The sequence below is a fragment of the Paraburkholderia azotifigens genome, assembly GCF_007995085.1.
GTDB lineage: Bacteria > Pseudomonadota > Gammaproteobacteria > Burkholderiales > Burkholderiaceae > Paraburkholderia > Paraburkholderia azotifigens.
The window spans coordinates 1444590-1470514 of sequence record NZ_VOQS01000003.1; the positions used below are offsets into that span (position 1 = coordinate 1444590).

16 protein-coding genes and 2 pseudogenes are annotated in these 25925 nt (G+C 64.2%); 9 read left to right on the forward strand and 9 right to left on the reverse strand.

From position 1 onward, the window contains the following. Positions 1-26: 26 nt before the first annotated feature. The 5 genes and pseudogenes from FRZ40_RS23730 to FRZ40_RS23750 all read left to right on the forward strand — a co-directional run bounded on the left by FRZ40_RS23730 (position 27) and on the right by FRZ40_RS23750 (position 4159). The gene (locus tag FRZ40_RS23730) at positions 27-1079 is read left to right on the forward strand and encodes an ABC transporter substrate-binding protein (protein WP_028370364.1); all 1053 of its coding nucleotides are present in this window, start codon (positions 27-29) and stop codon (positions 1077-1079) included. Positions 1080-1180: 101 nt separating this feature from the next. Continuing rightward, complete coding sequence (locus FRZ40_RS23735) at positions 1181-2452, forward strand: ABC transporter permease (protein WP_028370365.1); 1272 nt, start codon at positions 1181-1183, stop codon at positions 2450-2452. A 10-nt stretch (positions 2453-2462) separates the two neighbouring features. Beyond that, a complete protein-coding gene (locus FRZ40_RS23740; protein WP_028370366.1) occupies positions 2463-3302 on the forward strand; it encodes an ABC transporter permease in 840 nt (279 codons plus the stop codon). Between the two features lie 261 nt (positions 3303-3563). Further along, positions 3564-3698, forward strand: a pseudogene (locus FRZ40_RS45090) (peptide transporter); the annotation flags it as partial. Between the two features lie 209 nt (positions 3699-3907). Further along, positions 3908-4159 (forward strand): GlsB/YeaQ/YmgE family stress response membrane protein, encoded by a 252-nt coding sequence (locus FRZ40_RS23750; RefSeq protein ID WP_147235788.1) that lies wholly within the window; start codon positions 3908-3910, stop codon positions 4157-4159. 54 nt (positions 4160-4213) lie between these two features. Here the strand turns inward: FRZ40_RS23750 and FRZ40_RS23755 are convergent, their stop codons facing one another. The 5 genes and pseudogenes from FRZ40_RS23755 to FRZ40_RS23775 form a co-directional block, all read right to left on the reverse strand. Continuing rightward, on the reverse strand, positions 4214-5668 hold the full coding sequence (locus FRZ40_RS23755; protein ID WP_147235789.1) for an efflux transporter outer membrane subunit: 1455 nt from the start codon (positions 5666-5668) through the stop codon (positions 4214-4216). An 11-nt stretch (positions 5669-5679) separates the two neighbouring features. Continuing rightward, complete coding sequence (locus FRZ40_RS23760; protein ID WP_147235790.1) at positions 5680-6816, reverse strand: ABC transporter permease; 1137 nt, start codon at positions 6814-6816, stop codon at positions 5680-5682. Next, positions 6813-7769: an ABC transporter ATP-binding protein gene (locus tag FRZ40_RS23765; protein WP_147235791.1), complete on the reverse strand. Its 957-nt coding sequence runs from the start codon at positions 7767-7769 to the stop codon at positions 6813-6815. The genes FRZ40_RS23760 and FRZ40_RS23765 overlap by 4 nt, the downstream gene beginning before the upstream one ends. Continuing rightward, entirely contained in the window at positions 7766-8740 is a 975-nt protein-coding gene (locus FRZ40_RS23770) for an HlyD family secretion protein (RefSeq protein ID WP_147235792.1), read from the reverse strand. The genes FRZ40_RS23765 and FRZ40_RS23770 overlap by 4 nt, the downstream gene beginning before the upstream one ends. Then, positions 8737-9455, reverse strand: a pseudogene (locus FRZ40_RS23775) (TetR/AcrR family transcriptional regulator). The gene FRZ40_RS23770 and the pseudogene FRZ40_RS23775 overlap by 4 nt, the downstream one beginning before the upstream one ends. A gap of 365 nt (positions 9456-9820) precedes the next feature. On the opposite strand from FRZ40_RS23775, the gene FRZ40_RS23780 reads away from it, so the two are divergent. Beyond that, entirely contained in the window at positions 9821-10459 is a 639-nt protein-coding gene (locus FRZ40_RS23780; RefSeq protein WP_028369810.1) for a response regulator transcription factor, read from the forward strand. A gap of 11 nt (positions 10460-10470) precedes the next feature. After that, entirely contained in the window at positions 10471-10833 is a 363-nt protein-coding gene (locus FRZ40_RS23785; protein ID WP_240057260.1) for an Hpt domain-containing protein, read from the forward strand. A gap of 243 nt (positions 10834-11076) precedes the next feature. On the opposite strand, the gene FRZ40_RS23790 is transcribed toward FRZ40_RS23785, so the two are convergent. Then, positions 11077-13167 (reverse strand): ATP-binding response regulator, encoded by a 2091-nt coding sequence (locus FRZ40_RS23790; RefSeq protein WP_147235794.1) that lies wholly within the window; start codon positions 13165-13167, stop codon positions 11077-11079. Between the two features lie 12 nt (positions 13168-13179). Then, positions 13180-13809, reverse strand: coding sequence for a response regulator (locus FRZ40_RS23795; protein WP_338048160.1), 630 nt, complete (start codon positions 13807-13809; stop codon positions 13180-13182). A 188-nt stretch (positions 13810-13997) separates the two neighbouring features. On the opposite strand from FRZ40_RS23795, the gene FRZ40_RS23800 reads away from it, so the two are divergent. Together FRZ40_RS23800 and FRZ40_RS23805 are read left to right on the forward strand one after the other, a co-directional pair. Beyond that, positions 13998-14582 (forward strand): response regulator transcription factor, encoded by a 585-nt coding sequence (locus FRZ40_RS23800; RefSeq protein ID WP_028369814.1) that lies wholly within the window; start codon positions 13998-14000, stop codon positions 14580-14582. A gap of 21 nt (positions 14583-14603) precedes the next feature. After that, the gene (locus FRZ40_RS23805; RefSeq protein WP_147235795.1) at positions 14604-14972 is read left to right on the forward strand and encodes an Hpt domain-containing protein; all 369 of its coding nucleotides are present in this window, start codon (positions 14604-14606) and stop codon (positions 14970-14972) included. 36 nt (positions 14973-15008) lie between these two features. Here FRZ40_RS23805 and FRZ40_RS23810 read toward each other — a convergent pair whose 3' ends face one another. Then, the gene (locus FRZ40_RS23810; protein ID WP_147235796.1) at positions 15009-16082 is read right to left on the reverse strand and encodes an OmpA family protein; all 1074 of its coding nucleotides are present in this window, start codon (positions 16080-16082) and stop codon (positions 15009-15011) included. A 65-nt stretch (positions 16083-16147) separates the two neighbouring features. After that, entirely contained in the window at positions 16148-25537 is a 9390-nt protein-coding gene (locus tag FRZ40_RS23815; protein WP_147235797.1) for an ESPR-type extended signal peptide-containing protein, read from the reverse strand. Positions 25538-25925: the final 388 nt, after the last annotated feature.

Below are 25925 nucleotides of genomic sequence, written 5' to 3' on the forward strand. Positions count from 1 at the left end.
GTCCATCACACCATAGAGGAACCATCATGAAGAAGATCGTGCAATCGCGCTGTGCCGTGGCTGTCGGCGCTTTCGTCCTCGCGCTCGGCGCCGTCGCGCAGGCGAACGCGGCGGAACTGACGGTCGTGAACTTCGGCGGCGCGAATGGCGACGCGCAGAAGGCGGCATTCAACCAGCCTTTCGAAGCGCAAAGCGGCTCGAAGGTGACGGCCGTCGAATACAACGGCGAGCAGGCCAAAGTGAAGGCGATGGTCGAAGCGAAGCATGTGAACTGGGACGTCGTCGAAGTCGAATCGGGCGACCTCGGCCGCGGCTGCGACGAAGGCCTGTACGAGAAGCTCGACTGGTCGAAGCTCGGCAAGAAGTCGGATCTGATTCCCGAAGCGCCGCAAACGTGCGGCGTCGGCATCTTCGTATGGTCGACGGCGATGGCGTACAACGCCGACAAGCTGAAGACGGCGCCCGCGAGCTGGGCCGACTTCTGGGACACCAAGAAATTCCCGGGCAAGCGCGGCATGCGCAAGGGCGCGCGCTACAACCTGGAATTCGCGCTGATGGCCGACGGCGTCGCGCCGAAGGACGTCTACAAGGTGCTCGGCACGAAGGAAGGCCAGGACCGCGCATTCAAGAAGCTCGACGAGCTGAAGCCGAATATCCAGTGGTGGGAAGCAGGCGCGCAGCCGCCGCAATTCCTGGTTGCGGGCGACGTGGTGATGTCGACGGCATATAACGGCCGTATCGATGCCGCGCAGAAAGAAGGCAAGAATCTTAAGGTGGTGTGGAACGGCAGCATTTACGACCTCGACTACTGGGCGATGCCGAAGGGCACGCCGAACAAGGCGCTGGCCGAGAAGTACATCGCTTACACGATTTCGTCGAAGCCGCAGCAGGACTACGCGAAGCACATCGCGTACGGTCCGGTGAACGAGTCGGCGATCAAGTCGCTGGATGCGAAGACGCTTGCCAATCTGCCGAATTCGCCCGCCAACGGCAAGAACGCAGTGCTGCAGAACCTGACGTTCTGGACCGATCACGGCGACGAACTGGAGCAGCGTTTCGCGTCGTGGGCGTCGAAGTAAGCGTTTCGCGTTGAACGATGCGGCTTTCTCGCTGAAGGAAGCCGCATCGCCGCTGTAAGAGCAACGGCATGTTTGGCTTGCATTAAAGGCAGGAGAACAGTGTGACGACGATCACGATCGCCGCCGACCCGGCCCCCGAGTCGACCAGTAAACTCAAGCGCGAGCTAAAGGCTGCGGAAGCGAAGAAGCGCGCGATGGCGCTGCTGCTGATCGCGCCGCTCGCGATTTTTCTGCTGATGATTTTCGTCGTGCCGATCGGCGCGCTGCTGACGCGCGCGGTGCAGAACCCCGAGATCGCGGCGGCGCTGCCGCACACCGTGACGGCATTGCGCGACTGGGACCGAAAGTCTGCGCCGACGGATGCCGCCTACGCCGCGCTCGCCACCGATCTCACCGCGGTTGCCGACGGCGAAGCAATGGGTGCGCTCGCCCGGCGCCTGAATACGGAAATTCCGGGTTATCGCTCGCTCGTCGCGAAGACGGCGCGCTCGATGCCGCTCAACGACGACGCGGGCCACGCGCTGCCGCCCGCGCAGGTAAAGGCAAAGATTCTCGAAGTCGACGAACGCTGGGGCGATGCGAAGTACTGGCAGGCGATTGCGAAGAACGGCAGCGCGTATTCGCCGTTCTACGTGCTCGCCGCGCTCGATCACAAGCAGGACGCGTTCGGTCACATCATTGCGACCGATCCCGAGCAACAAATTTATCTGGCCGTGTTCAGCCGCACGTTCGTGATCGGTTTCGCGGTGACGGTGTTCGCGTTGCTGCTGGGTTATCCACTCGCGTACTGGATCTCGACGCTCAACGAACGGCGCGCGAATCTCGTGATGATCCTCGTGCTGATTCCCTTCTGGACATCGATTCTGGTGCGCGTGGCTGCGTGGATCGTGATTCTGCAGAGCGAAGGGCTTGTGAACAAGGCGCTGATTGGTGCCGGGCTCATTCACGATCCGTTTGCGCTGCTGTTCAATCGTGTCGGCGTATATATCTCGATGACGCACATCCTGCTGCCGTTCATGATCCTGCCGCTGTATAGCGTGATGAAGTCGATTCCGCCGAGTTATCAGCGCGCGGCGATCTCGCTCGGTTCGCATCCGTTCGCTGCGTTCTGGCGCGTGTATGTGCCGCAGACGTATCCAGGCGTCGGGGCGGGTGCGCTGCTGGTGTTCATTCTGGCGATCGGTTACTACATCACCCCCGCTCTGCTCGGCGGCCCGAATGATCAGATGGTCAGCTACTACGTCGCGTACTTCACCAACGTGACGATCAATTGGGGCATGGCGTGTGCGCTCGGCGGCCTGCTGCTCGCAGCGACGCTGGTGCTGTATGTGATCTACGGACGCTTTACGCGTTCGAACGTGAGCCTGGGTTGAGGAGCGCGCGATGAAAATGGCTAAACCGATGTTCGCGCCGCACACGTCGACGATCGAACGCATCTGGTACTTCACGTTGCGCGGGCTCGCGGTGCTGACGCTGCTGTATCTGATCCTGCCTGTGCTCGCGATCGTGCCATTGTCGTTCTCGTCGAGCACCTTCCTGGTTTATCCGATTCCGGGCTGGTCGCTGCGCTGGTATCAGAATCTGATCGCCTCCGACGAGTGGCGGATGGCCGCGAAGAACAGCTTTATCGTTGCGCCATCGGCGACGGTGCTGGCTACCGTTCTCGGCACGCTCGCGGCGATTGGTTTGACGAAGGCGAACTTCAAGGGCAAAGCGCTGCTGATGGCGATCCTGATCTCGCCGATGATCGTGCCCGTCGTCGTGGTGGGCGTCGGCATGTATCTGTTCTTTGCGCCGCTGGGGCTGGCGAACACGTATATCGGCCTGATCATGGCGCATGCGTCGCTGGGCGTGCCGTTCGTCGTGACGACTGTCGCGGCGACCTTGCAGGGGTTCAATTACAACCTCGTGCGGGCGAGTCTGTCGCTTGGCGCGAGTCCCGTGAAAACGTTCTTCAGCATCACGTTGCCTGTGATCGCGCCGGGCGTGATTTCGGGGGCGCTGTTTGCGTTCGCGACTTCGTTCGATGAAGTCGTGGTGACTTTATTCCTCGCAGGCGCGGATCAGACGACGCTGCCACGCCAGATGTTCACCGGTATTCGCGAAAACATCAGCCCGACGATTGCAGCGCTGGCGACGATCTTGATTGTGTTTTCGACCTGTTTGCTGCTTGCGCTCGAGTGGTTGCGGGGGAGGAATGCGGCGCGGGCCGTGGCGGCGTAGGTATCGACAGCGTGAAGCGTAGAAAGCGACCAATTCAAGCCCGCCAAGAGCGGGCTTTTTTTATTCAACCAGTTTGCAACACGCTGACACCCCACAACCGGACAACGCCTATTTAGCGTTTCCTGTTGTTTTGCCTGGCAGCTTTGCAAACGTTGACAGAAACGCCTGAATTGTTCCGATAAGTTCGCGGATTCATATTAGTTTGTACTGCAAATAAAAATGAATCGAGAGAGCTATCGGCTGGTCTTTAGCCGCATGCGCGGCATTCGCGGCGGCCTACCGGCGAAATACGCGGGCTTCTCCTGCGACCTCTTCGCGGGAACACCAATCTACAAACCATCTGGATTCCCGACTGCGCGTGTCACGGCCGGAGTGCAAGCGACCGCGCGGTTCTAAACAACTGAGCGCGTTCTTGCTTCCACACTTACTCCACCTTCAATGGAGTCAACATAGTGAGCACATGGTGCCGTATCTGAATCGCAAACAAAGCACCTCATCCCCTGCCTGGGTCGCGCGCTCCCGATGCATATGACAAAGGTTGACATTCATCGTCGAGCGATGCGCTACAACTACGATTCCTATAACTCACAGTGGAACACTAAACCATGGAACACGGAATCATTGCTTGGCTGATCATCGGCTGCATCGCGGGCTGGCTCGCGAGCGTGCTGGTTGCAGGCGGCGGCTTCGGCGTCGTCATCGACATCATTGTCGGCATCGCAGGCGCGTTGATCGGCGGCTGGCTGTCGGGCGCGCTGCATATCTCGCTCGGCAGTGGATTTATCGGCTCGGTCGTGACGGCGCTCATCGGCGCCGTGCTGTTGCTGTTCGTTATCCGGCTCTTCCGACGCGGATAACAGCGACGCTCAAAGCGAACCCGGCTCAGGCCGGGTTTTTTAATGCATCGAAGGTCAGCGCCCAGCCGTCTGCTCCGCCGACCCCTCCGGCGTCATCCCGCCCAGCGCCTGAAACAGCGCTGCCGTATCCGCGAGACGAGCGGCCTGCGCGCGCGTCCTGTCGAGCGCGGTCTGCAGCGCCTGTCGTTGCGTATCGATCAAACCGAACTGGCTGACACCGCCCGCCGCATACTGTGCCTGCGCGATCTTCACACTGGCCTGCGCCTCGGTGTCCGCTTCGTCGCGCGCCTGCAATGCGTGCGCGTCGTCGTTCAGTGCGTGCAGCGTATCGGCGACTTGCTGAAGCGCCAGCAGCACCGTCTGCCGATACGAAGCGAACGCCGCATCGTAAGCCGCTTCGGCCGCGCGCTTCTTTGCGTGCAATTCGCCGCCACGAAAAATCGGCTGCGTCAGATTGAGGCCGATATTCCAGACATTCAATCCATTGACGACATCCTCGATGCGCGTGCGCTCCGATCCGATTCCCGCCGACACCACGAATTGCGGATACAGATTCGCCGTCGCGACACCGACATTCGCGCTCGCCTGATGCAGCAGTGCCTCGGACGCGCGAATGTCGGGCCGCTCGCGAGCAAGCGTCGACGGCAGCGTGACGGGCACGGTGTCGGGCAGATGCAGCGCATCGAGCGTGATGTCGTCGAAATCCGCTTGCGACGGCGCGGCGCCCAGCAGGATCGCCAGTTGATGATCGGCTTGCGCAAGTTGCGTCGCGAGCGGCGGAATCTGCGCGCGCGTCTGCGCGAGCAATGTACGCTGCGTGCGCACATCGAGTTGCGCGACGCCGCCCGCCGCATAGCGACCTTCAATGATCGTCAGTTGCCGGGCCTGCGCGTCGGCGAGTTGCCTCGTCAGCGCGAGCTGCTGTTGAAACGACGCACGCCGGATCGCCGTCGATACGACATTGCCCGCCAACGTCAGGCGCGCGGCGTCGAGTTCATAGGTCTGGTAGCCGGTTTGCGCGAGCAGCGCTTCCAGCGCGCGCCGGTTGCCGCCGAATATATCGAGCACGTACGACACGCTCACCGTTGCATTGAACAACGTGAAGGGCCCCGTGTTCGGCACGTTCGGGATGCCGAACGCCGCCGGGTCGACCTTTTGTCGCGAGCCGGAAAGCTTGGCATCGATAGCGGGAAACTCGGTTGCGCCGGCTTGCGCAATGTAGTTCTCGCGCGCCTCGACGAGTTTCGCGCGCGCTTCATCGAGCGTCGGACTGTGTTGCAGTGCTGTATCGACGAGTCGATTCAGCGCGTCCGACTGAAACTGCGTCCACCACACCGGCAGCGCGTGGTTCGCCGCGACGAGCGATTGTGCGGCGCCCGCAGCCTCGGTCGAAGCGGGCAGGGTTTCGCGCGTGTACGACGGCACATCGGGCGCGGCGGGCGCGTGAAAGTCGGGGCCGACTGCGCAGCCGCACAGCGCGAGTGCGAACAACGGCACGTAGCGTTTCATCGTCGAGCCTCCTAATCCAGCGTGCGCCGATAGAAGCGCACGGCAACGGCCATCACGACGAACGTGAAGATCGCGACGGGCCACACCGACGGCCACAGGTCCGCCCAGCCGTTGCCTTTCAGCAGAATGCCGCGCACGAGCCGGTTGAAGTAGGTGAGCGGCAGCAGATTGCCGATCCATTGCGCCCACACGGGCATGCCCGCGAACGGGAACATGAAGCCCGACAGCAGCAGGCTCGGCAGAAAGTAGAAGACGGTGAGCTGCATTGCCTGCAACTGGTTCTGCGCAATCGACGACAACGTGATGCCGACCGTCAGGTTCGCCGCAATGAACAGCAGCGCCGCGACATACAGCGCGACCAGACTGCCGACGAACGGCACGTTGAAGACGACACGCGCCGCGGCCAGAATGATCGACGATTGCACCAGCCCGATCGCGATATACGGCACCAGCTTGCCCGCGATCACCTCGAGCGGCAGTACGGGCGTGGCAAGGAGATTCTCCATCGTGCCGCGCTCGCGTTCGCGCGTCATCGCAAGGCCCGTCATCATGACCATCGTCAGCGTGAGGATCGTGCCCATCAGGCCCGGTACGACGTTGTACTGCGTGATGCCTTCGGGGTTGTACAGCTTGTGGATCTCCACGTCGAACGCGGCGGGCTTGCCGTTCAGACGCGCGAGCGGCCCGGTGATGTCCTTGTCAGCAACCGACTGCACGATTCCCGGCAGCGCGGCGAGGGGCGCCTGCGTCGCCGTCGGATCGGTGGCGTCGGCCTCGACGAGCAGCGAGGGGCGCTCGCCGCGCAAGAGGCGCCGTGAAAAATCGGCGGGAATCGACACGACGAAGGTCACGTCGCCGCGCGCCAGCGCCTGCCGCCCCGCTGCGTCGTCGGGCAGCGTATCGACGACATGAAAGTAGTCGGAGTTCTTCATCGCCGCGACGAAGCTGCGCGAAAACTGACTCTCGTCGCCGACGATGACGGCCGTGTGCAGATGCTTCGGATCGGTGTTGATCGCGAAACCGAACAGCGCGAGCTGCATGATCGGCAAGCCGACGATCATGCCGAACGTGATGCGGTCGCGCCGCAACTGGATGAACTCCTTGAGCACGATGCCCCACCAGCGCGTCACGGAAAAGAAGCGGCTCACGATGGTTTTCCGTAGTTGTCGGCCGAGCGGCTCATCATGTAGATGAAGACGTCTTCGAGCCCGGTTTCGATCTGCTCGATCCGCACAGGCAGGCCGGACGTCACCTGCCGGATCGCTTTTTCGAGTGCCGCGTGGTCATGGCCGCTCGCATGCAGCGCGGAGCCGAACACGACCGTCTGATCGACGCCTGGCGTCTTGCGCAACCGTTCCGACAGTTCCGTCAGACGCTCGGCGTGGATAGACCACGTGGCGAGCGCCTGCGAATCGATCACTTCTTGCGCGGTGCCTTGCGCAAGCAGCTTTCCATACGCGATGTATGCGAGCTTGTGGCAGCGCTCCGCTTCGTCCATGTAGTGCGTGCTGACCAGCACCGAAATGCCCTGCGCGGCGAGCCGGTGCAGTTCTTCCCAGAAGTCGCGCCGCGCGGTGGGATCGACGCCCGCCGTCGGTTCGTCGAGCAGCAGCAGTTTCGGCTCGTGCAGCATGCAGGCGGCGAGCGCGAGCCGCTGCTTCCAGCCGCCCGACAGCGCGCCCGTCATCTGATCGGCGCGCGTCTGCAAGCCGAGTGTTTCGAGCGCGCGGTCGACCTTCTCCTTGCGATCGCGCATCTGATAGATACGCGCGACGAAGTCGAGGTTCTCGCGGATCGTCATGTCTTCCCAGTACGAGAAGCGCTGCGTCATGTAGCCGACGTTGCGCTTGATCTGCGCGCTGTCGCGCACGATGTCGTAGCCGAGGCAGGTGCCGCTGCCGGAATCGGGCGTGAGCAGGCCGCACATCAGACGGATCGACGTCGTCTTGCCGCTGCCGTTCGGACCGAGAAAGCCGAAGATCTCGCCACGCGCGACCTGCAGCGTCACGTCGTTGACGACGTGCTTGTCGCCGAAATGCTTGTTGAGGTTGTGCACGTCGATCGCGAACGAGCCTTCCCGCGTGTCGTTCGGAGCGCTCATTGCAGCGTCACCGAAACGGGCTGGCCGGGATGCAGGCGCGGAGCATCGTCGGCGGAAGAATGCGCTTCGACCATGAAGACGAGTTTCGCGCGGCTTTCGTTGCTGTAGATGACGGGCGGCGTGTATTCCGCCGAACTCGACACGTAAGTGATTTTCGCGTTCACAGCCGACGCGCAACCGTCGCAATGAATCGTCAGCGCGCGGCCGGGCGCGAGCGAGCCGACTACGGTCTCGGGGACGAAGAAGCGCACCTTCACGTTTTGCGGCGGCAACATCTGCACGACGGGGCTGCCCGCCTGCACCCATTCGCCGACACGGTACAGCGTGTCGTAGATGCGGCCTTTGGCGGGCGCGTTCACGCGCTTCTGGTCGAGCTTCCACTGCGCCTGCGCGACGGCGGCCTGCGCCGCTTCGACCTGCGCGGATTGCGCGAGCAATTGCTGCGAGCGGCCCGGCAGCCGCGCGACCTGAACTTCATGCGTCAGCTCGCGCACTTGTGCATTGGCGGCATCGGCGGCTGCGCGGGTGTCGTCGAGCTGCCCCTTCGGAATGCCGCCGACGCGATACTGCGCTTCGTCGCGCGTCAATTGCAGCGTGGCCTTGCGTGCATTCGCAATAGCCTGCGCGAGCTGCGCCTTCGTCACGTCGACTTCGGGCGGACGCTTGCCCGTCTGGATATCCGCGAGCTGCGCGCGGGCCGCGGCAAGCTGCTGCTGCGCCTGCTGCAAGGCCGCCGTTTCGTCGACGGATTCGAGCGCGAACACGGGTGCGTCTGCCGTGACCTGATCGCCGCGCGCGACCTGGAGCTGTGTGAGCTTGCCCGATTGCGACGAGCCGAGATAGACGAACTCGCCTTCGACGTAGCCTTGCCACGTGTTTGCGGCATGCTGCGAGCACGCGCCGAGGGCGCTGCATACGACGACGACCGCCGCGAGCAGCGGGACGCGCCAGAAGGAATGGACGGACTTCATGGGCTGGACCTTGTCGAAGGACGGCGTGCGGTCTTGCGTACCGTCTTGCGCACGGCGCTCGCCGCCGGTGCGCGCATGCCGCCGAGCAGCAGCGCCGTCACGTGTTGCTGCAATGTCTTGCGCTCGATGGCGGGAAAGCCGCGAACGCTCTGCCACACCTTGGCGGCGGCTTGCGGCAGCATCACGAGCGCAATGATCGAGTTGAACATCAGCAGCGGGTCGAGTTCGGGATTGACCGCGCCCCTTGCTGCGCCTGCCGGATGCGTGCGCCGAAGCGCTTGATGTTGTCGAACGGAATGCGGGTAATCATCCGGTCACGCAGCATGCCGCCTTCGTTGATGACTTCGCGCAGCCAGAGCGGCGGCAGCCACGGCATGCGGGCCGTCACGTCGAACAGGCGCGTGACGAATTCGCCGACCATCACGAACGGATCGTCGTTCGAGTCGTCCGCTGCCGCACTCCAGACGAAACCGACCGAGGGCGCGAGCCGTTCCTCGACGATCGCATCGAGCAGCGTCTCGCGATTCGTGAAGTAGTAGTGCACCAGCGCGGACGTGACCTCCGCGCTCGCCGCGATCTGCGCGACCGTCGTGGCCGCGATGCCGCGTTCGGAGAAAAGGCGGGTGGCGGTGTCGAGCAGGTGCTCGCGCACGTCGAAGTTCTCGACGGCGGGACGGCGGCCGCGAGGTTTGGCCGGTTGGCGCTTCGGGTTCATGGCACAAAATGCTAATTGACGAGTTAGTTAAATTCAAGCGGGTTTACCTGAAGTGCGACAAGCCGCCTCGCGCCAGATGGGGCGAAGCCGTCTCTCCGGATGGTCGGCGGCGCCTGTTTCCGATCCAGGAAACATTTCCCCCGCCTGATTTACTGCTTCATGCCACAAGCATTATCCGAAGCCGAATAAGAAATCTATCGTGCAAAATCACTTACAAAAAAAGATATGCAATGCAGAATATTCCGCAGAATAAATGGCGTGGTAATGAATTAGAATAATCGGCGCAAAGGGCAGGTAATCGACGGGCATTGCGTGCGCATCGGCGGCTGCATCGCAAATCAGGAAGAAAATCTGGAGAATGGCAGTTGGCTTCTATACTCATCGTGGACGATCATCCCGCATTCCGGCTCGTTATCAAGACCCATCTGTTGCAGTTGCTCGGCACCCAGGAAGTGTTCGAAGCCGACAACGGCCAATCCGCGATGGAAATGGCGCGTCAATATGCGCCCGACCTGACCATTCTCGATCTGGATATTCCGCGCATAAATGGCCTCGATGTGCTCGCGCGTCTGAAAGCCGTGCATCCCGGCATGCGCGTGCTGATTCTGTCGAGCCACGACGCGGCCACCTTCATTTCTCGCGCAATGCGCGCCGGCGCACAAGGTTTCGTCAGCAAGTCTCAGGACGTGAAGGAAATCATGCGCAGCGTCGAGGCGGTGATGTCGGGTTATAGCGTGTTTCCCGTCGCGCCCGTATGCGCGGGTCCCGTCGCGCAAGGCGTCGTCGAAGAGAGCCGGCTGGAGTTGCTCTCCGACAAGGAGCTCGTCATTCTGCAAATGCTCGCCAAGGGCATGTCGAACAAGACCATCGGCGACGCGCTCTTCATCAGCAACAAGACGGTCAGCAGTCACAAGACCCGCCTGATGACCAAGGTGGGCGTCGAGACGCTCGTCGAACTCGTCGATTTTGCGCGGCGCTGTGGCATCGCCACGGCCCAGCAATGATGGCCGCTTGCATGCGCACCGCGTTCGGCCTCACGGACGGAGCAAATGCGCTGCAGGAAAGAATCGACACGCTCGCGCTCGGCGATCGCGCCGTTGCGCAAGACGTGACGAGCGCGCTGATTGATACGAACTGCGCAACGCTGCTCTACATGACAGCTGCTCGAGACAGTTGCGACTGGGACGGTCTGGCCCGCGCGGCACACCGTCTTGCAGGTTCGCTGAGCATGCTGCAATGCAGGCGCGAGATCGCGCTGGCGATGCAACTGGAACGGGCGGCGCTCGAGCACGACGCGCCGACTGTCGTTACCTTGCTGCCCGTCGTGACGGGAGCGGTCGCCCGTTTGAACGCGCAGCTCAGCGTACTGCTTGTTTGAGCAAGGAACCCTGTATCTATCGTTAGCGCGGCGGCAATTAATACTTGTTAGCGTCAAGGCAGGCATTTTCTCCTGCACTGACGAATTCACGCCCTATACTGATCCATAGCGTGACTGAACAGCCTTCCCCGGGGCTGCATCGACCAGCCGCGCAAACCGCGCACGGTTCTCAGATCGTCTCCACCGTGTCTCGCGGTGTTTGGGCCCGCGTTCTGCGGGCCTTTTATCGTCCGCATTGTCCCGTCATTTACCGGATTGCCGGCGTGATCCACGGCCGCCGAGGTCGTTCATCTGCGCCCTGATACGCGCGACGAGTCCATCGAGCAACGCGTCGTCGATGGGCTCCTGCGCGGCGCTTGCGTGCTGCAATGCGTTCATGAGGCCGTGATTTCCGACGATACCCACGGCGCCCGCGAGCTTGTGCAATGCACGCCGTGTGCCTTGCTTGTCGCCCGACGCGCGGTGCCGATCGAGATGAAGGAGATCGTCGTTCATCGACTGTTGCCAGTCACGTAACAGGCCGTCGATGTCCACGCCTTGCGCAGCGAGCGAATCGAGCGCGGTGAAATCGTATTTCTCCAGAGGCACCGTGGCAGGCGCGGCGAGATGCAGCCGCTCGAGCGCGGCTTCGAGCGCGTTCAAGCCGAAAGTCTTCACGAGAATCGCGCCGAACAATGCGCGATCGCGAGCGCTCAGTTGGGTATCGGGATTTGCCGTCAGCAGAACGATCGGCATCGTCGGGCCGGAAACACCAGACGACGCGTGCACGTGGCGCGCAAGTTCGACGCCGCTCATGCCGGGCATCTGAAGATCGGTGATCAGGAGATCGACGCGTTCGCGGCCCAACACGCCAAGCGCTTCTTCGCCCGAGCTTGTGCTGACGCAGCGATAACCGAGCACATCGAGCTGTCGCGCGAGCACCTTGCGATTGACATCGTTGTCGTCGACGACGAGTACAACGGGTTGGCGCGAAACGGGATGGAACCGTGGGTGCAGCGGCACGGCACGTTCTGAGGATGCGCCGGACACGTCGCCGCATGTATCGCAGATTCGCCTGAGAGCCGTCCACGACACCGGGTTGAGCGAGAGTTCGATGTTTCCGTTGTGCTCCCGCATGCCGCCAGGCAACGCGTCGCGCGTGACGGCGATAAGGTGCCGCTCGCCATGCGCAGACGGCGCCAGACCTGCTTCGACAAAGCGGAAGTCGATCCGCACAGGCGGCCTCGCGTCCGATGGCAAGGTAGCAACGCCGAGCTTTCTCAACGCTTCGCAGATCGCCTGGCGGTCCGCGTAGCTGTCGAGGTCGACGCAGGCCCAGCGGCGCTCGCGACTGTGCGCGTGCCACTCGTGCCGTTCGATCGTGAACGGCGCATGCAGCGCGATACACACCCCGACACGCTTGCCTTCGAGGATCGTGATGTCGCCGTTCATCTTCCGCGCGATCACGCGAGCGAGCGCGAGGTCGGGGTGCTCTCGCGTATCCGCCGACTTCGCGACTGCCGGATGTGCGCTGGAACGCGACGCGTGCGATTCCGCATTCGCTGCGCTTGCTGCCGCGCCATTGATGCCGATCACGATGCGCTGCGCACCCGCGTTCAGCGACTCCGCGCGTGCGGACAGCGTGACGATGCCGTGGCTTGCCGCTTCCGTGGCGTACGCGAGCAGGTTGAATATGACCTGCCCGAGCCGTGCGCGATCGGCGAGTATGCGCGCCGCAACCGAACGGTCGATGCACACTTGCAGGCGCACCTGCCTGCTCGCAGCGATGGGCGCCGCGAGCAGCGCGACGCCGTCGATCAGTTCGCGCAGGTCGACGGTATCTTCGTCGAACGTAATATTGCGGTCCGCAGGTGCGCTGCTGTCGAGCACATCGTGTGCGACCAGCGCGAATGTTTCGGCCACGCTGCGCAGAGGACGGGTCGGGTCCGTCTCGGGATCGAGCCCGTTGCTCAGCGCCTGTATGCACGACACGATCTTGCGCTGCGCACGTTGCAGGACGCGAAGATTGTCGTCGAGCGCTGCGGCGCGCGCGCTCTGCACGGCCTCGTGCTGCGCTTGCGCGAATCGGCCCTTGAGCGTCGCGTTGTCGTGCTGCGCGGCACGCAGCAAGGTGTCGAGATGGTCGATCTGGAATCCGAGCGCGCGCTGTGCGTCGTGCGAACGGGCGGCGGCGCGCAGTCCGCGCCCCAGCAGAAGCAGCGCGGCCACCGTCGAGCCCGCGAGCGGCTCGTCGCATGCCGCGAACGAGCCGAACAGCGCGAGTGCGCCGATGGGCACGCGCAGACCGAACGTACGAGCGATCAACGACGCAGTGCCGGACGGGCGCAGATTCATGCGGGCGCCGCGTCAGTCGATCAGTTTGTGCAGCGTCGCAAACTCGATCAGCGCGGCGAGCGACGACAGCCCCAGTTTGTCGCACAGCCGCGTCTTGTAGGTGCTGACCGTCTTGTCGCTGAGAAAGAGCCGGCTCGCGATTTCCTTGTTGCTCACGCCGCGCGCCAGATACTGCAGCACTTCCATTTCGCGCGGCGACAGCACATCGAGACCGCCCGCTTTGTTCATGTGCGGCGCGTTCGCGGGAAAGCAGTCGAAACCCAGCAGCACCGTGCGCGCGGCCGTGAGCATTTCGGTCAGTTCGCGCCCCTTGCTGACATAACCGTTCGCGCCTGCCTGCTGCGTGTGGAGCGACATCACGTGATCGGGCTTGGCGGACAACACCAGGATGCGCATGGCATCGTCTTGTGCGCGAATGCGGCGAATCATCGATAAGCCATCGAGGCTGGGCAAATCAAGATCAAGCACGACGAGGTCGGGATTCAGCGATAGGACCATTCTCAACCCTTCTTCGCCGTCGCCAGATTCACCTACGATCTTCAGGTCGGAATCTGAACGAAGAACGCTTGCGATTGCGCCGCGTATCATCGGGTGGTCGTCAACGATGACAATTCTTTTCATTTTTGGCCCGTTCTTTATCATCGTGAACCGAAAACATGCCGTTTTTCGAGGGATCACTGCGAGAAAATTCAGGTACGATTCTAGCAAAGCGGCGAACTACGGATTACTGATTAAGTGTAGAGACCGCTCAGTTTATGTAGTGAGAAAGATCCTACGTTCTTACAGTGAATTCAATCCACACTCATCACAATTCCAGACCTTTTCGAACGATGATCGTCGACGATCATCCGGTCATGCGACGCGCGCTGTCCTATGTGCTCGATGAATCCGCCGACTTCGACATGGTCGCCGAGGCCGGGACGGTGGCCGGCGGGTTGAAGGCGGCGACGGGTTGCGAGCCTGCCCTCGCAATCGTCGATCTGCGCTTGCCCGATGGCGATGGACTCGATCTGATCGCGCAGCTGCGCGATGCGCGACCCGGTTTGCGAATCGTGGTCTTTTCGTCGGTCGACGAGCGGCTTAACGCGGTGCATGTCCGCAAAGTCGGCGCGCATGGCTTCGTCAGCAAGCTGCGCGATCCGGAAGAACTGCTCGCCAGCCTGAGGCTGGTGATGATCGGCTACACCTGCTTTGCGTCAGATCTCGTCGAGCCGTCTGGCACCACCCTGTCGCGGCGTGAAACGTCCGTGTTGCATCGGCTGATTAGCGGGCAGAGCAACGTCGATATTGCAACGTCGCTCAATCTGAGCCCGAAGACCGTCAGCACATACAAGATGCGTCTGATGCAAAAGCTCGATCTGCAAAATGTCGTTGATCTCGTCGAGTACGCAAAGACCAACGGGCTCACGAACTAGCCCGAAAACGGAGCGGCCGCGATGACGGATGGATGGACTCACCTGCTTGCCGAAGCGCCGGACGATCTGCAGGCGATGTTGAAGCACGCCATACGCGACGATCTCGTTGCCGCTCTCGATGCACTCACCGCAGGCGACGCCGCGCATGTCGCGTACATCGCGCATCGGTTGAAGGGCTCCGCACGGCTGTATGGCGACAAGGTCGCGGCGGCGTTCTGCGCCGCGCTGGAAGCGGCGGGGCAGACGGGCGACATCGAACGCGCCCGCGTGATGCTGACGGCGCTCGGGCATGCATTCGGCGCGGCGTGCGGCACGGCGTTCGGCGCGGCGTGCGGCGCGGCGTGCGGCGCGGCGTGCGGCACTGCATGCGGCGCGCGCGGCCTGCAATGACACAGGCCGCCGCACGGCTCGGCAAAACTCAGTGCTTCATCGGATGGGCGCCGCAGTGGACGCGCCGCGCGTGATACCCAGTTCGACACGCCGGTCAGGCGCCAGACAGCGGATCAATTGCTGCCGGTTGCGCTCGTCGCATTGCGCGAGCGGATTTGCGGCGCCCATTCCGCGCGCGGTGATTGGCGCGTCGACGCCGCCCGCGACGAGATAACGCTTCACAGTCTCGGCGCGCATTGCGGAAAGCCGCGCGTTGTGCGCGCCGCTGCCCAGCCTGTCCGTGTAGCCTTCGATGCGAATCGCCGTCACGTCGCCCGCCTGCTTGATGTCGCGTATCAACTGATCGAGCTTTGCTCTGCCTTCGGGCAATATTCCTGCGACGTCGCCGCGATCGAATGCAAACGTCGCGTCGCCTTGCAGCGTCACCTTCGGCGCAGGCTCCCGTGTCTGCGCGACGGCGGGCGGCGTGCACGCGGCGAGCGCCGCGTCGATCTGCGGCAAGCGCTTCGTCACGTCGTCGACGCGCTGCGCGCTCGCCCTGAAATCGCGCGTCCACGCTTCGTGGCCCGCGCGAATCACCTCGACCTCGGCGCACGCGGTCAGGCGCTGTGCGTGCGAGCACGATGCGAACGCCGGCGCAGCCTTCGCCGCCAGAATCTGCTTCCACAGATCCGGCCGCACAACAGCCGACGTGCGCAAGTCGGGATTATCGGCGGACAGGCCGCCGCCCGTTTCCAGCGCCGTCGCGAGACGGCTCGCTTCGCGCAGCGCTTCTTCGACGAATCCCCAGTGATTCCAGTGCGAGCGCTCTTCGCGCGCGGCGTCGAGCCAGCATTGCGCCTTGAAGCCGAAATAGTTGTCCTTGTGCGGACCGAGTGCGTCCAGACGCGACTGGATCGAATCGGGTGCACGCGCGTTGTCGGCGGTGCGATACAGATCGAGCCATGCCGGCGTCGCGGCGCCCGCCGCGTTATCCTGCGTCGCGTCGACACCGCGTTGCAGAACGGTCGGGTTCTGCACCTGCAGCGCGTCGCGCGAGGCCGTCGACGTGCAGCCGGCGACGAGCGCCGACAGCGCGACGCACGTCCGCGTCATCAAAGAATGCTTCATGTGTGATTCCATCAGGAAAGGGCTGCGCAGCCCTTGCAGCCGCGCAGCCCGGTCAGGTCAGCGGATCAGTTGCCGAACACGATGCCGACGCCCGCGCGGACGATCGTGCTGTTGCCGCCCGCACTCGACACGCCGAGGTTGTAGTTCACCGTGCCCTTCTCGTTCCAGCGCGACACGCCGACGCCGAGCGCCGCCGTGCCGCGATAGCCGGCCACGCCCGCGTTGAGCGTCGTGCGTCCCGGCAGATACGGCGTGACGATGTTCAGCGCCGACGCGGACGCGATGCCGCGCCGGTTATCGTGGTCCATGTCGTGCATGCTCTTGTAGACGCCGCCGATCGCGCTGTTCATCTGGCCGACATTGACGGCATCCGTCGCCGCCGTGCCTGCCGCGACGTTGGTGATCTGCCGCTCCGCTCCCGCCGCGCCCACCGACACGCTGTTGTCGCGGTCGGCCACCGAGTTCGCGCCGAGCGCAACGGCGTTCGACGACGGCGCCGATGCGCCCACGCCGAGCGCGACGGATTGATCGCCCGCCGTCGACGTGCGCGCGCCGATTGCGATCGCCGCGTTGCCCGATGCATTTGCGCCGTTGCCGATCGCGATGGCGTCCACGCCCGTCGCCGTGCCCACGGGCAGATCGTTGACGACAGCCGCAGGCGACAGGGCGGGCGTGACGTTCGTGATCTGCGTCGACAGGTAGTGCTGCATTTGCTGCAGGTTCACGGCATCGAGCGCATCGGTGGCATCGGCGACGTTCTTCAGCTGCGTCGGCGAGCCGCCCGCGTTGAACGTGACGCTCGACTTCGACGCGCCGTCGTACGCGACGACGGCATTGGTCACGAGGCCTGTCGACGGATCGACGGCAATGCCTGCTGCCTTCAGCTGCTTCAGGTTGACGGCGTCGCTGTCCACTTTCGCGTCGGCGACGTTCGTCAGCGTGACGGGCGTGCTCGCGCCCGCACCGCCGAGCGTGACCTTGCTGCGCGCGGACGAGTCGTACACGAGTCCGTTGGGATTGCCGCCCTGGGCGAGCGCGGAATCGACGGCGGCGAGCGCGCCGCCGACGCTGTTGTAGGTTGACCCGCCGATCGCGTAGGTGGGCGCCTTGACCTTGCCGTCCGCACCGGCCGACGCGCCGTTGCCCAGCGCGCCCGCAACCGAGCTGGCCGTGTTGTAGAGCTGCGCGCCGTTCACCGCGTCCGTGCTGCCGGATGTGAGCATGCCTTGCGCGACGTTCGTCAGTTTGACTGGCGAGGTTGCGCTCGTACCGCCCAACGTAAGCCGGTCATGCGCGGACGTGTCGTAGGAGACCGCATCGGGCGAAGCGCCGCCGCCCGACGCAGCGGCAGCGGCGAGCGCCTTGCCGACGTCGTTATAGGTCTGTCCGCCGATCGTGTAGACAGGCTTCTTGACCGAGCCGTCGCCGGCGATATCCGCGCCGCCGCCGAGCGCATTCGCGACGCCCTTGAGCTGCGAGACGTTGACGGCATCGGTATTCGATGTGCCCGCCGCGACGTTGACGATCTGCCGCTGCAGCGTGTCGCTGCCGACGGAGATCGTGTTCGCGCGCGAGGCGATCGAGTTGGCGCCGAGGGCGATGGCGTTGGAGGCGGTCGTGAGTGTCATCGAACCGCTGCCGAAGGCGATCGAGCCGACGCCGTTGGCGTCGGCATTCGTGCCGAAGCCCATCGAACCGTCCGCTTCGGCCGCCGCCATATAGCCAAGCGCGACGCCGTTGTTCGCATTGAAGCCCGTCGATGCGCCCGTGCCGATCACGGTCGCGTTGAGCGCCAGCGCGGCAGAACCCTGGCCAACTGCCGTCGAGCCTTCGCGCACGGCACCCGCTCCCGCGCCGACTGCTGTGGCTTTCGCGCCGCCGGCCGTCGCCAGCGTGCCGACGCTGGTGGTGTTGGCCGACGTCGAAGTTGCGCCCGGACCGATAGCCAACGCATTCACGTCGTTCGACGTCTGCGTCATGTTGGTCGTCGTGGTCGTCGCGCTGACCGCGATGAAATCCAGCGGATTCGGCGCGCCGAGCAAGGTCGAGCGAACACCGCTGGACGTGTGGACGATCTGCTCTTGCAACTGGTTCAACTGGTTCATCGTGACGGCATCGGTCGAACTCACGCCGTCGGCGACGTTCGTGATGCGCCGTTGGGCCTCTATCGTGCCCACCGAGATGACATTTTCCTCGTAGGTCAAGGAGCCTTGGCCTATAGCTGTCGAGTGAGCGAATCGTGCGCGCGCGTCGGGACCGAGAGCAACGGCCCCTTCACCCAGCGCACGCGCGCCGGGCCCGATGGACATCGCATAATCTCCGTTGCTCGCTGCGAGCGCCCCGAGTGCGATGGCAACCTTTCCCGCTGCAACGGGCAACCCCGGGTCGTCGGTTTCAGGAGGCGGCCGTACCTTGAAGTACTTGTTCGTCGAATCCAGCTCGGTGAGTGTGCTTCCGATCGCCGCCATGGCATTCCCCACATCGCCATACGACGTTCCACCGATCACATAAGTCGGCGCACCGATCTTCCCATCGCTGCCGGGAGCCGCACCGCCGCCCAGCGCCGCCGCCGTCGAACTCGCGAGGTTGAACAGTTGCGAGCCGTTCACCGCGTCGCGGCTGTTCGCGTTGACCGAACCTGCCGCGACGTTCTTCAGCGCGACGGGCGAAGCGGCCGTCGTGCCGCCGAGCGTCACGCTATTGCGCCGCGTCGCATCGTCGTACAGCACGGCAGCCGCGAGCAGGCCGCTCGACGACGCATCGACGGCCGATTTCAGCTGGCTCACGTTGACGGCATCGGTGGCCGCCGCGCCCGCCGCGACGTTCGTCACGCGACGCTCGTTGCCCGCCGATCCGACGGACACTTCGCCGATGGGCGCCGTGCCTGCCAGCGTCGTCGTGCCCGGTTGATACGCGGGCGTCGTCAGGACGGCATTCGTCGACGCGTTCGCGCCCAGCGCCACCGAATTCGCCGCGCTCGCCTGCGCGTTGTTGCCGATCGCAACCGACCCGGCCTGCGCGGCCTGCGCATGCGCGCCGATCGATACGGCACCCGTGTTGCCCGCCTGCGCTTCGCCGCCGATGGCAATCGAGTCCTCGCCGCTCGCGAGCGAATCGTCGAGCGCGGAGTTGGCGTGGAAGTACTTGATGCCGCCGCCGAGCATGACGTTGTTGATCGTGTTCGACACGTTGCTGACGTTCGCACCGACGTTTGCGACATTCTGGTTCGTCTGATGCAGCTGCGAACCGTTGACGGCATCGCTGCTGTTGGCGTTCAACGAGCCAGCCGCGAGATTGGCGATCTTCGTGCCGCTCGCGCCCTTCAGCGTGACCGAACTCCTCGACGCGGCATCGTCATACGCGACGAATGCGCCCGTCACGTTGCCGCTGGTATCGAACGAAGCGCCAAGGTCTTTGAGCTGCTTCAGATTCACGGCATCGGTGTTCGCGCTGCCCGCCGCGACGTTCGAGAGCTTCACGGGCGTCGCCGCGCCGACGCCGCCGAATGTCACTCTGTTCTTCGCCGAACTGTCGTATGCGACGAACGCGCTCGACACATTGCCGCTATTGTCGAACGAAGCGCCGAGGTCTTTGAGCTGCTTGAGGTTCACGGCATCCGTATTCTGCGTGCCGGCCGCGACGTTGACGATCTGCCGTTCCGCGCCGCCCGCGCCGACGGACACCGTATTCGCACGATCCGCCAGCGAACCCGTGCCGAGCGCCACGGCATTCGAAGCCGTCGAACGCGCGTTGCTGCCGATCGCAATTGCATTGTCCACCGTCGCCTGCGCGTTGCCGCCGATCGCCACCGTGTTCGCTCCGCCCGCCTGCGAATCGGCCAGCGTCGAATTCGCGTGGAAATACTTCAGGCCGCTGCCGCCCGCGAGATTGTTGAGCGCGTCGCTCATGTTGCTCACGTTGCCTGCGAGGTTGGTCACATTGCCCGCGACGTTCGCCACATTCTGGTTCGTCTGATACAGCTGCGAGCCGTTGACGGCATCGCTGCTGTTGGCGTTCAACGCGCCTGCCGCGAGATTGGTGATCTTCGTGCCGCTCGCGCCCTTCAATGTGACCGTGCCCTTCGAAGCATCGTCGTAGGCGACGAATGCGCCCGTCACATTGCCGCCGGTATCGAACGAAGCGCCAAGGTCTTTGAGCTGCTTCAGATTCACGGCATCGGTGTTCGCGCTGCCCGCCGCGACGTTCGAGAGCTTCACGGGCGTCGCCGCCCCGACGCCGCCGAACGTGACCTTGTTCTTCGCCGCGTTGTCATACGCGACGAATGCGCCCGACACATTGCCGTTGTTGTCGAACGAAGCGCCGAGGTCTTTGAGCTGCTTGAGGTTCACGGCATCCGTATTCTGCGTGCCGGCCGCGACGTTGACGATCTGCCGCTCCGCGCCGCCCGCGCCGACGGAAACCGTATTCGCACGATCCGCCAGCGAACCCGTGCCGAGCGCCACGGCGTTCGAAGCCATCGAGCGCGCGTTGCTGCCGATCGCAATTGCATTGTCCACCGTCGCCTGCGCGTTGCCGCCGATCGCCACCGTGTTCGCTCCGCCCGCCTGCGAATCGGCCAGCGTCGAATTCGCGTGGAAGTACTTCAGACCGCCGCCGTCGTTCAGGTTGTTGAGCGTGTCGCCCATGTTGTTGAGCGAGCCAGAGAGATCAGCGACGTTCTGATTGGTCTGGTACAGCTGCGCACCGTTGACGGCATCGCTGCTGTTCGCATTCAGCGCACCCGCCAGCAGATTCGTGATCTTCGTGCCGCCCGCGCCCTTGAGCGTGACCGTGCGCTTCTGCGCGTCGTCATAGGCGACGAACGCGCCCGTCGCGTTGCCGTTCGCATCGAACGCTGCGCCAAGATCTTTCAGCTGCCTCAGGTTCACCGCGTCGTTGTCGCTCTGGCCCGCGGCGACGTTCGAAAGCTTGACCGACGAAGCCGAACCCACGCCGCCCAGCGTCACCTTGTTGTGTGCGCTGGAGTCGTATCTGACGACATCGGCCGTACTGCCGCCGGCGCGCGAAGCGGCGTCGATGGCAGCGCCGACGTCGTTGTACGTCGTTCCACCGATCACATACGCCGGCTTCGCGACGGCACCGTCGCTGCCTACGCTCGCGCCGCCGCCGAGCGCGCTGGTGACGTCCTTGAGTTGCGACACGTTGACCGCGTCCGTATTCGCCGAGCCCGCCGCGACGTTGACGATCTGACGCTCCGCGCCGCTCGCGCCGACGGACACGGTATTCACGCGGTCCGCGACCGATCCGGCGCCGAGCGCAATGGCGTTCGCCGCACTCGCGCGCGCGTTCGCGCCGAGCGCGATTGCATTCGCATCCGATGCTTGCGCAGCGCCGCCGATGGCAATCGACTCTTCGCCGCTTGTGAGCGAATCGGCGAGCGACGAACTCGTGTGGAAATACTTGATGCCGCCGCCGAGCACGATGTTGTTGACCGTGTTCGACACATTGACGACATTTGCGCCGACGTTGGCGACATTCTGGTTCGTCTGATATAGCTGCGAGCCGTTGACGGCGTCCTTGCTCGCTGCGTTCAGCGCGCCCGCGGTCAGATTGGCGATCTTCGTGCCGCTCGCGCCTTTCAACGTCACCGTTGCCTTCGACGCTGCATCGTCGTACGCAACGAATGCGCCTGTCACGTTGCCGTTCGTGTCGAACGACGCACCGAGGTCTTTCAGCTGCTTGAGATTCACGGCGTCGCTATTCGCCGTACCCGCCGCGACGTTCCGGATCTTCGTGCCGCCTGCGCCCTTGAGCGAGACGCTCGTGTTCGACGTATCGTCGTAAGCGACGAAGCCGGTCGTCACGTTGCCGTTCGTGTCGACGGCTGCGCCGAGATCCTTCAGCTGCTTGAGGTTCACGGCATCCGTGTTCTGCGTGCCGGCTGCGACGTTGACGATCTGCCGTTCGGCGCCGTTCGCGCCTACGGATACGCTGTTCACGCGATCCGCTACCGATCCGCTGCCGAGCGCTACCGCATTGTTCGCCGTCACGCGCGCATTGCTGCCGAGTGCGACGGCATTCGACTCCGTCGCCTGCGCATTGCCGCCGATCGCCACCGATTCCGCGCCCGCCTGCGAGTCGTCGAGCGACGAGTTCGCGTGGAAATACTTCAGGCCGCCGCCGTTGTTCATGTTGTTGAGCGTGTTGCCCGCGTTGTTCAAACCGGCGATCACGTTCGCGACGTTCTGGTTCGTCTGATACAGCTGCGAGCCGTTGACGGCTTCGAGGCTTGACGCGCTCACGCTGCCCGCCGCGACGTTCCTGATCTTCGTGCCGCCCGTGCCCTTCAGCGAGACCGTCGCGTTCGATGCATCGTCATATGCGACGAATGCGCTTGTCACGTTGCCGCTCGTATCGAACGAAGCACCGAGGTCCTTCAGCTGCTTTACGTTGACGGCATCGGCGTTCGCGCTGCCTGCCGCGACGTTCGTCAGTTTCACGGGCGACGTTGCGCCCGTGCCGCCCAGCGTCACCCGGGTGTGCGCGCTCGTGTCGTACTTGACGGCATCGGGCGAGCCTGCGCCCGCTGCCGCGGCGAGCGCGGTGCCGACGTCGGTATACGTGGTTCCGCCGAGCACGTACGACGGACTCGCCAGCGAGCCGTCCGCACCGACGCTCGCGCCGCCGCCGAGCGCCGCCGTCACGCCCTTGAGCTGCGACACGTTGACGGCATCGGTATTCGCCGCGCCCGCCGCGACGTTGATGATCTGGCGCTGCGTGGCCGCACTGCCGACGGAGATCGAGTTCGCGCGATCCGCAATCGAACCGCTGCCCAGCGCGATCGTGTTCGCTGCCGTCGCCGTCGCGCCCGTGCCGAACGCCATTGCGTTGCTGGCGGCGTTGTACACGAGCGCGTTATAGCCGAGCGCCACCGACCCCGCGCCGCCCGCAATCGAGAACGAGCCGAAGCCCATCGAGTTGGCGCCTTCGGCGTCCGCCATATAGCCGATCGACACGCCGTTCTGCGCGTTGAAACCCGTCGACGCGCTCTGGCCGATCACCGTCGAGTTGAGCGCGAGCGCGGCGGCGCGCGAGCCGACGGCCGTCGATCCGGCGCGCGCGGCGCCCGAGCCCGCGCCCACGGCGACGGCGTTCGCACCCGATGCATTCGCCGAAGGTCCGATCGCCATCGCGTTCAGATCGCTCGATACCTGGGTCGGCGCGCCTGTCATCACGTTCGGACTGACCTTGATGTAGTCGAGCGCCGAGGTTTCGGTGAGCAACGCCGAGCGCAACACCGGCTGCGTCGGGGACGACAGCGACTTCTGCAGCGCGCTCAGCTGGCCGATGGTCGCGGCGTCCGTGGCATTGATGCCGTCCGCGACGTTCGTCACGCGCTTCTCGCCGCCCTTGCGGCCCACGGAAACCGTACCGGATTCGTACACCTGCGCATTCGAGCCGATCGCCACCGAATCGTCGTACTGCGCGCGTGCGCCCGTGCCGATCGCGACCGCGCGATTGCCCGACGCATACGCCGCACCGCCGATGGCCGTCGTCTCGACGCCGTTGGACAGCGCCTGCGAAGCCGTCGACGACACCTTCACGTACTTCGCCGTGACCTGCACGTCCTGGCCGACTGCGCCGATCGCGTTGATCGCGCTGCCCATGTCGTTGTAGGTGACGCCGGAGATCACGTACGAGGGCGCCGCAAGCGTGCCATCCTGCTTCACCGACGCGCCCGCGCCGATCGCGCTCGCCACGCTGCCGGCCGTCGCGAACATCTGCTTGCCGTTGACGGCGTCGACGCTATTCGCGTTGATCGCGCCGTTCGCGACATTGGTCAGCGCGACGGGTGCGTGCGTGAGCGTGCCGCCGAGCGTCACGCTGTTGTGCGCGGCCGTGTCGTAGTTCACGCTGTTCGCGGAGCCGCCGCCGCTACCGCCGCTGGTCGCCGCAAGCGCGTCCAGCGCCTGCCCGACGTTGTGATAAGTCTGGCCGCCGATCGTGTAGCTCGGCGACGAGATCGAGCCGTCGGCGGTATTGGCGCTCGCATTGCCGCCGAGCGCCGCCGCCGTGCTCTGCGCCAGTGTGCTCATGCCGCTGCCCATGTCGCTGAGGCCCTGCTGCGTCGCTTGTGCCAGCTGGAACATCTGTGCGCCGTTGACCGCGTCGGTGCTGCTTTGCGTGATCGCGCCAGCGGCGACGTTCATCAGTTGCACGGGATGCGGCGCGCCGACGCCGCCGAGCGTCAGCGCACTGTGAGACGCCGAGTCGTAGACGACGAGGTTGGGCAGCGCGCCGCCCGTCAGCGCGTTCTGTACGGTGCTGTTCAACTGCGCGACGTTGACGGCGTCGTTGTCCGTCGTGCCCGCGGCGAGGTGCGTGATCTGGCGGTTGGTCAGATCGTTGCCCACGGAAACCGTGTTCGCGCGGTCGGCGATCGAATTGGAGCCGAGCGCGACCGAACCCCTGGCGAGCGCCGTCGCATTACCGCCGATCGCGACCGTTTCCTGGCCCGCTGCCGAGGCATCGGCGAGAACGGAAGTCGCGCGGAAATATTTCAGGTCGGTCGGCAGCACGACGTTGCCGCCGCCTCCGCCTCCGCCTCCGTTGCCGTTGCCGTTGCCGCCCGCAATGGCCGCGTTCAGCTGGTTCACGTTGACTGCGTCCGTGCCCGCCGATCCCGCTGCGACGTTGACGATCTGCCGCTCGGCGCCTTGCCGTCCCACCGACACCGTATTGCTGCGTGTCGCGACCGAGCTTTCGCCGAGCGCGACCGAGCCGCCCGCGAGCGCGGCGGCATGCGCGCCTATCGCCGTCGAACTCTGCGCGGACGCAAGCGCGTGTCCGCCGACGGCGACGGTGTAGATGTCCGCGGCCTGTGCGTTGCCGCCCAATGCGACGGCGTGGTACAGGCCGTCGGCCGTTGCGTCGACGCCGACGGCCAGGTTGGCTGCGCCCCGTGCCAGCGCCTCGCCGCCGATGGCGATCGGTCCGTTACCCGACGTCGAGCCGGGCGCGCCATAGGTCGAGCCGTCCTTGCTGACGCCGTTTGCTTTCGCCGCGCCGCCGATAGCGATCGCATCGCCGCCGCCGCCGCTCGCCGAGGAATCGCCGAGTGTCGAATCGACATGGAAGTACTTCAGGTTGCTGCGGTCGTAGGTGTACGCGTACGCATCCTGCGCGTTGACACCGTTGTATGTGATGTTGGTCGTATTGCCGCCGCCTCCACACCAGAAGAGGAAACAGAAGAAGTCGCTGGTCGGCGCGGGCGTCGCGAGGTTCGCGGCGCTCGAGGTCGGCTTCGGCGTCAGTGCGGGATCGGCCGCCCACGCCGCGCCATAGGTGCCGAACGTCACGGCCGACGCCAGTGCCGCCGATGCAATGTTGAGCGCGCGGCGGCTCGACTTCTTGCCGTGCGCGCGCGTGTTTTCCGCTGCGGCGACATAGGTGCCCGCCGCTTCGTTCCACACGGATTGGTAAGTTTTGTTCATGCGTCGCGATTCCCTTGAATGGACAATGAAATCGAATCGAACGGCAAAGCCGCTTTAAACCGCCGTTGCCGGTTTCGATTCGCCGGGAAAATCTATTCGCGAGCGATGCTTCGAAATATCAGTTGAGAAGGCGTTTGGTGTAGGAAATTGCCCGGTATTTGCAGGAGAAATGGAAAGGCTTAATGCCTTTATATATCTCCGCGAATGGATGTTTCCAACGGGTTGGCCATGCGAGGTGTGGTAAGGGCGAGACGCCGGATAGATCCAGCAATTGATTGGGAAAACGGGCCGCGGCGATGCGGAAATATCTCAGTCCAGATTCAGTTTGACGTTTTTATACTGGCCGCCTGTCTGGTTAATCGAATTCGAATAGCCAGGCAATCAATGG

Coding starts and splice junctions, on each gene's coding strand:
- FRZ40_RS23740 (WP_028370366.1), top strand. CDS start 2,463: ATGAAAATGGCTAAACCGATGTTCGCGCCGCACACGTCGACGATCGAA.
- FRZ40_RS23765 (WP_147235791.1), bottom strand. CDS start 7,769: ATGAGCGCTCCGAACGACACGCGGGAAGGCTCGTTCGCGATCGACGTG.
- FRZ40_RS23750 (WP_147235788.1), top strand. CDS start 3,908: ATGGAACACGGAATCATTGCTTGGCTGATCATCGGCTGCATCGCGGGC.
- FRZ40_RS23730 (WP_028370364.1), top strand. CDS start 27: ATGAAGAAGATCGTGCAATCGCGCTGTGCCGTGGCTGTCGGCGCTTTC.
- FRZ40_RS23795 (WP_338048160.1), bottom strand. CDS start 13,809: ATGATAAAGAACGGGCCAAAAATGAAAAGAATTGTCATCGTTGACGAC.
- FRZ40_RS23770 (WP_147235792.1), bottom strand. CDS start 8,740: ATGAAGTCCGTCCATTCCTTCTGGCGCGTCCCGCTGCTCGCGGCGGTC.
- FRZ40_RS23790 (WP_147235794.1), bottom strand. CDS start 13,167: ATGAATCTGCGCCCGTCCGGCACTGCGTCGTTGATCGCTCGTACGTTC.
- FRZ40_RS23755 (WP_147235789.1), bottom strand. CDS start 5,668: ATGAAACGCTACGTGCCGTTGTTCGCACTCGCGCTGTGCGGCTGCGCA.
- FRZ40_RS23810 (WP_147235796.1), bottom strand. CDS start 16,082: ATGAAGCATTCTTTGATGACGCGGACGTGCGTCGCGCTGTCGGCGCTC.
- FRZ40_RS23800 (WP_028369814.1), top strand. CDS start 13,998: ATGATCGTCGACGATCATCCGGTCATGCGACGCGCGCTGTCCTATGTG.
- FRZ40_RS23815 (WP_147235797.1), bottom strand. CDS start 25,537: ATGAACAAAACTTACCAATCCGTGTGGAACGAAGCGGCGGGCACCTAT.
- FRZ40_RS23785 (WP_240057260.1), top strand. CDS start 10,471: ATGCGCACCGCGTTCGGCCTCACGGACGGAGCAAATGCGCTGCAGGAA.
- FRZ40_RS23805 (WP_147235795.1), top strand. CDS start 14,604: ATGACGGATGGATGGACTCACCTGCTTGCCGAAGCGCCGGACGATCTG.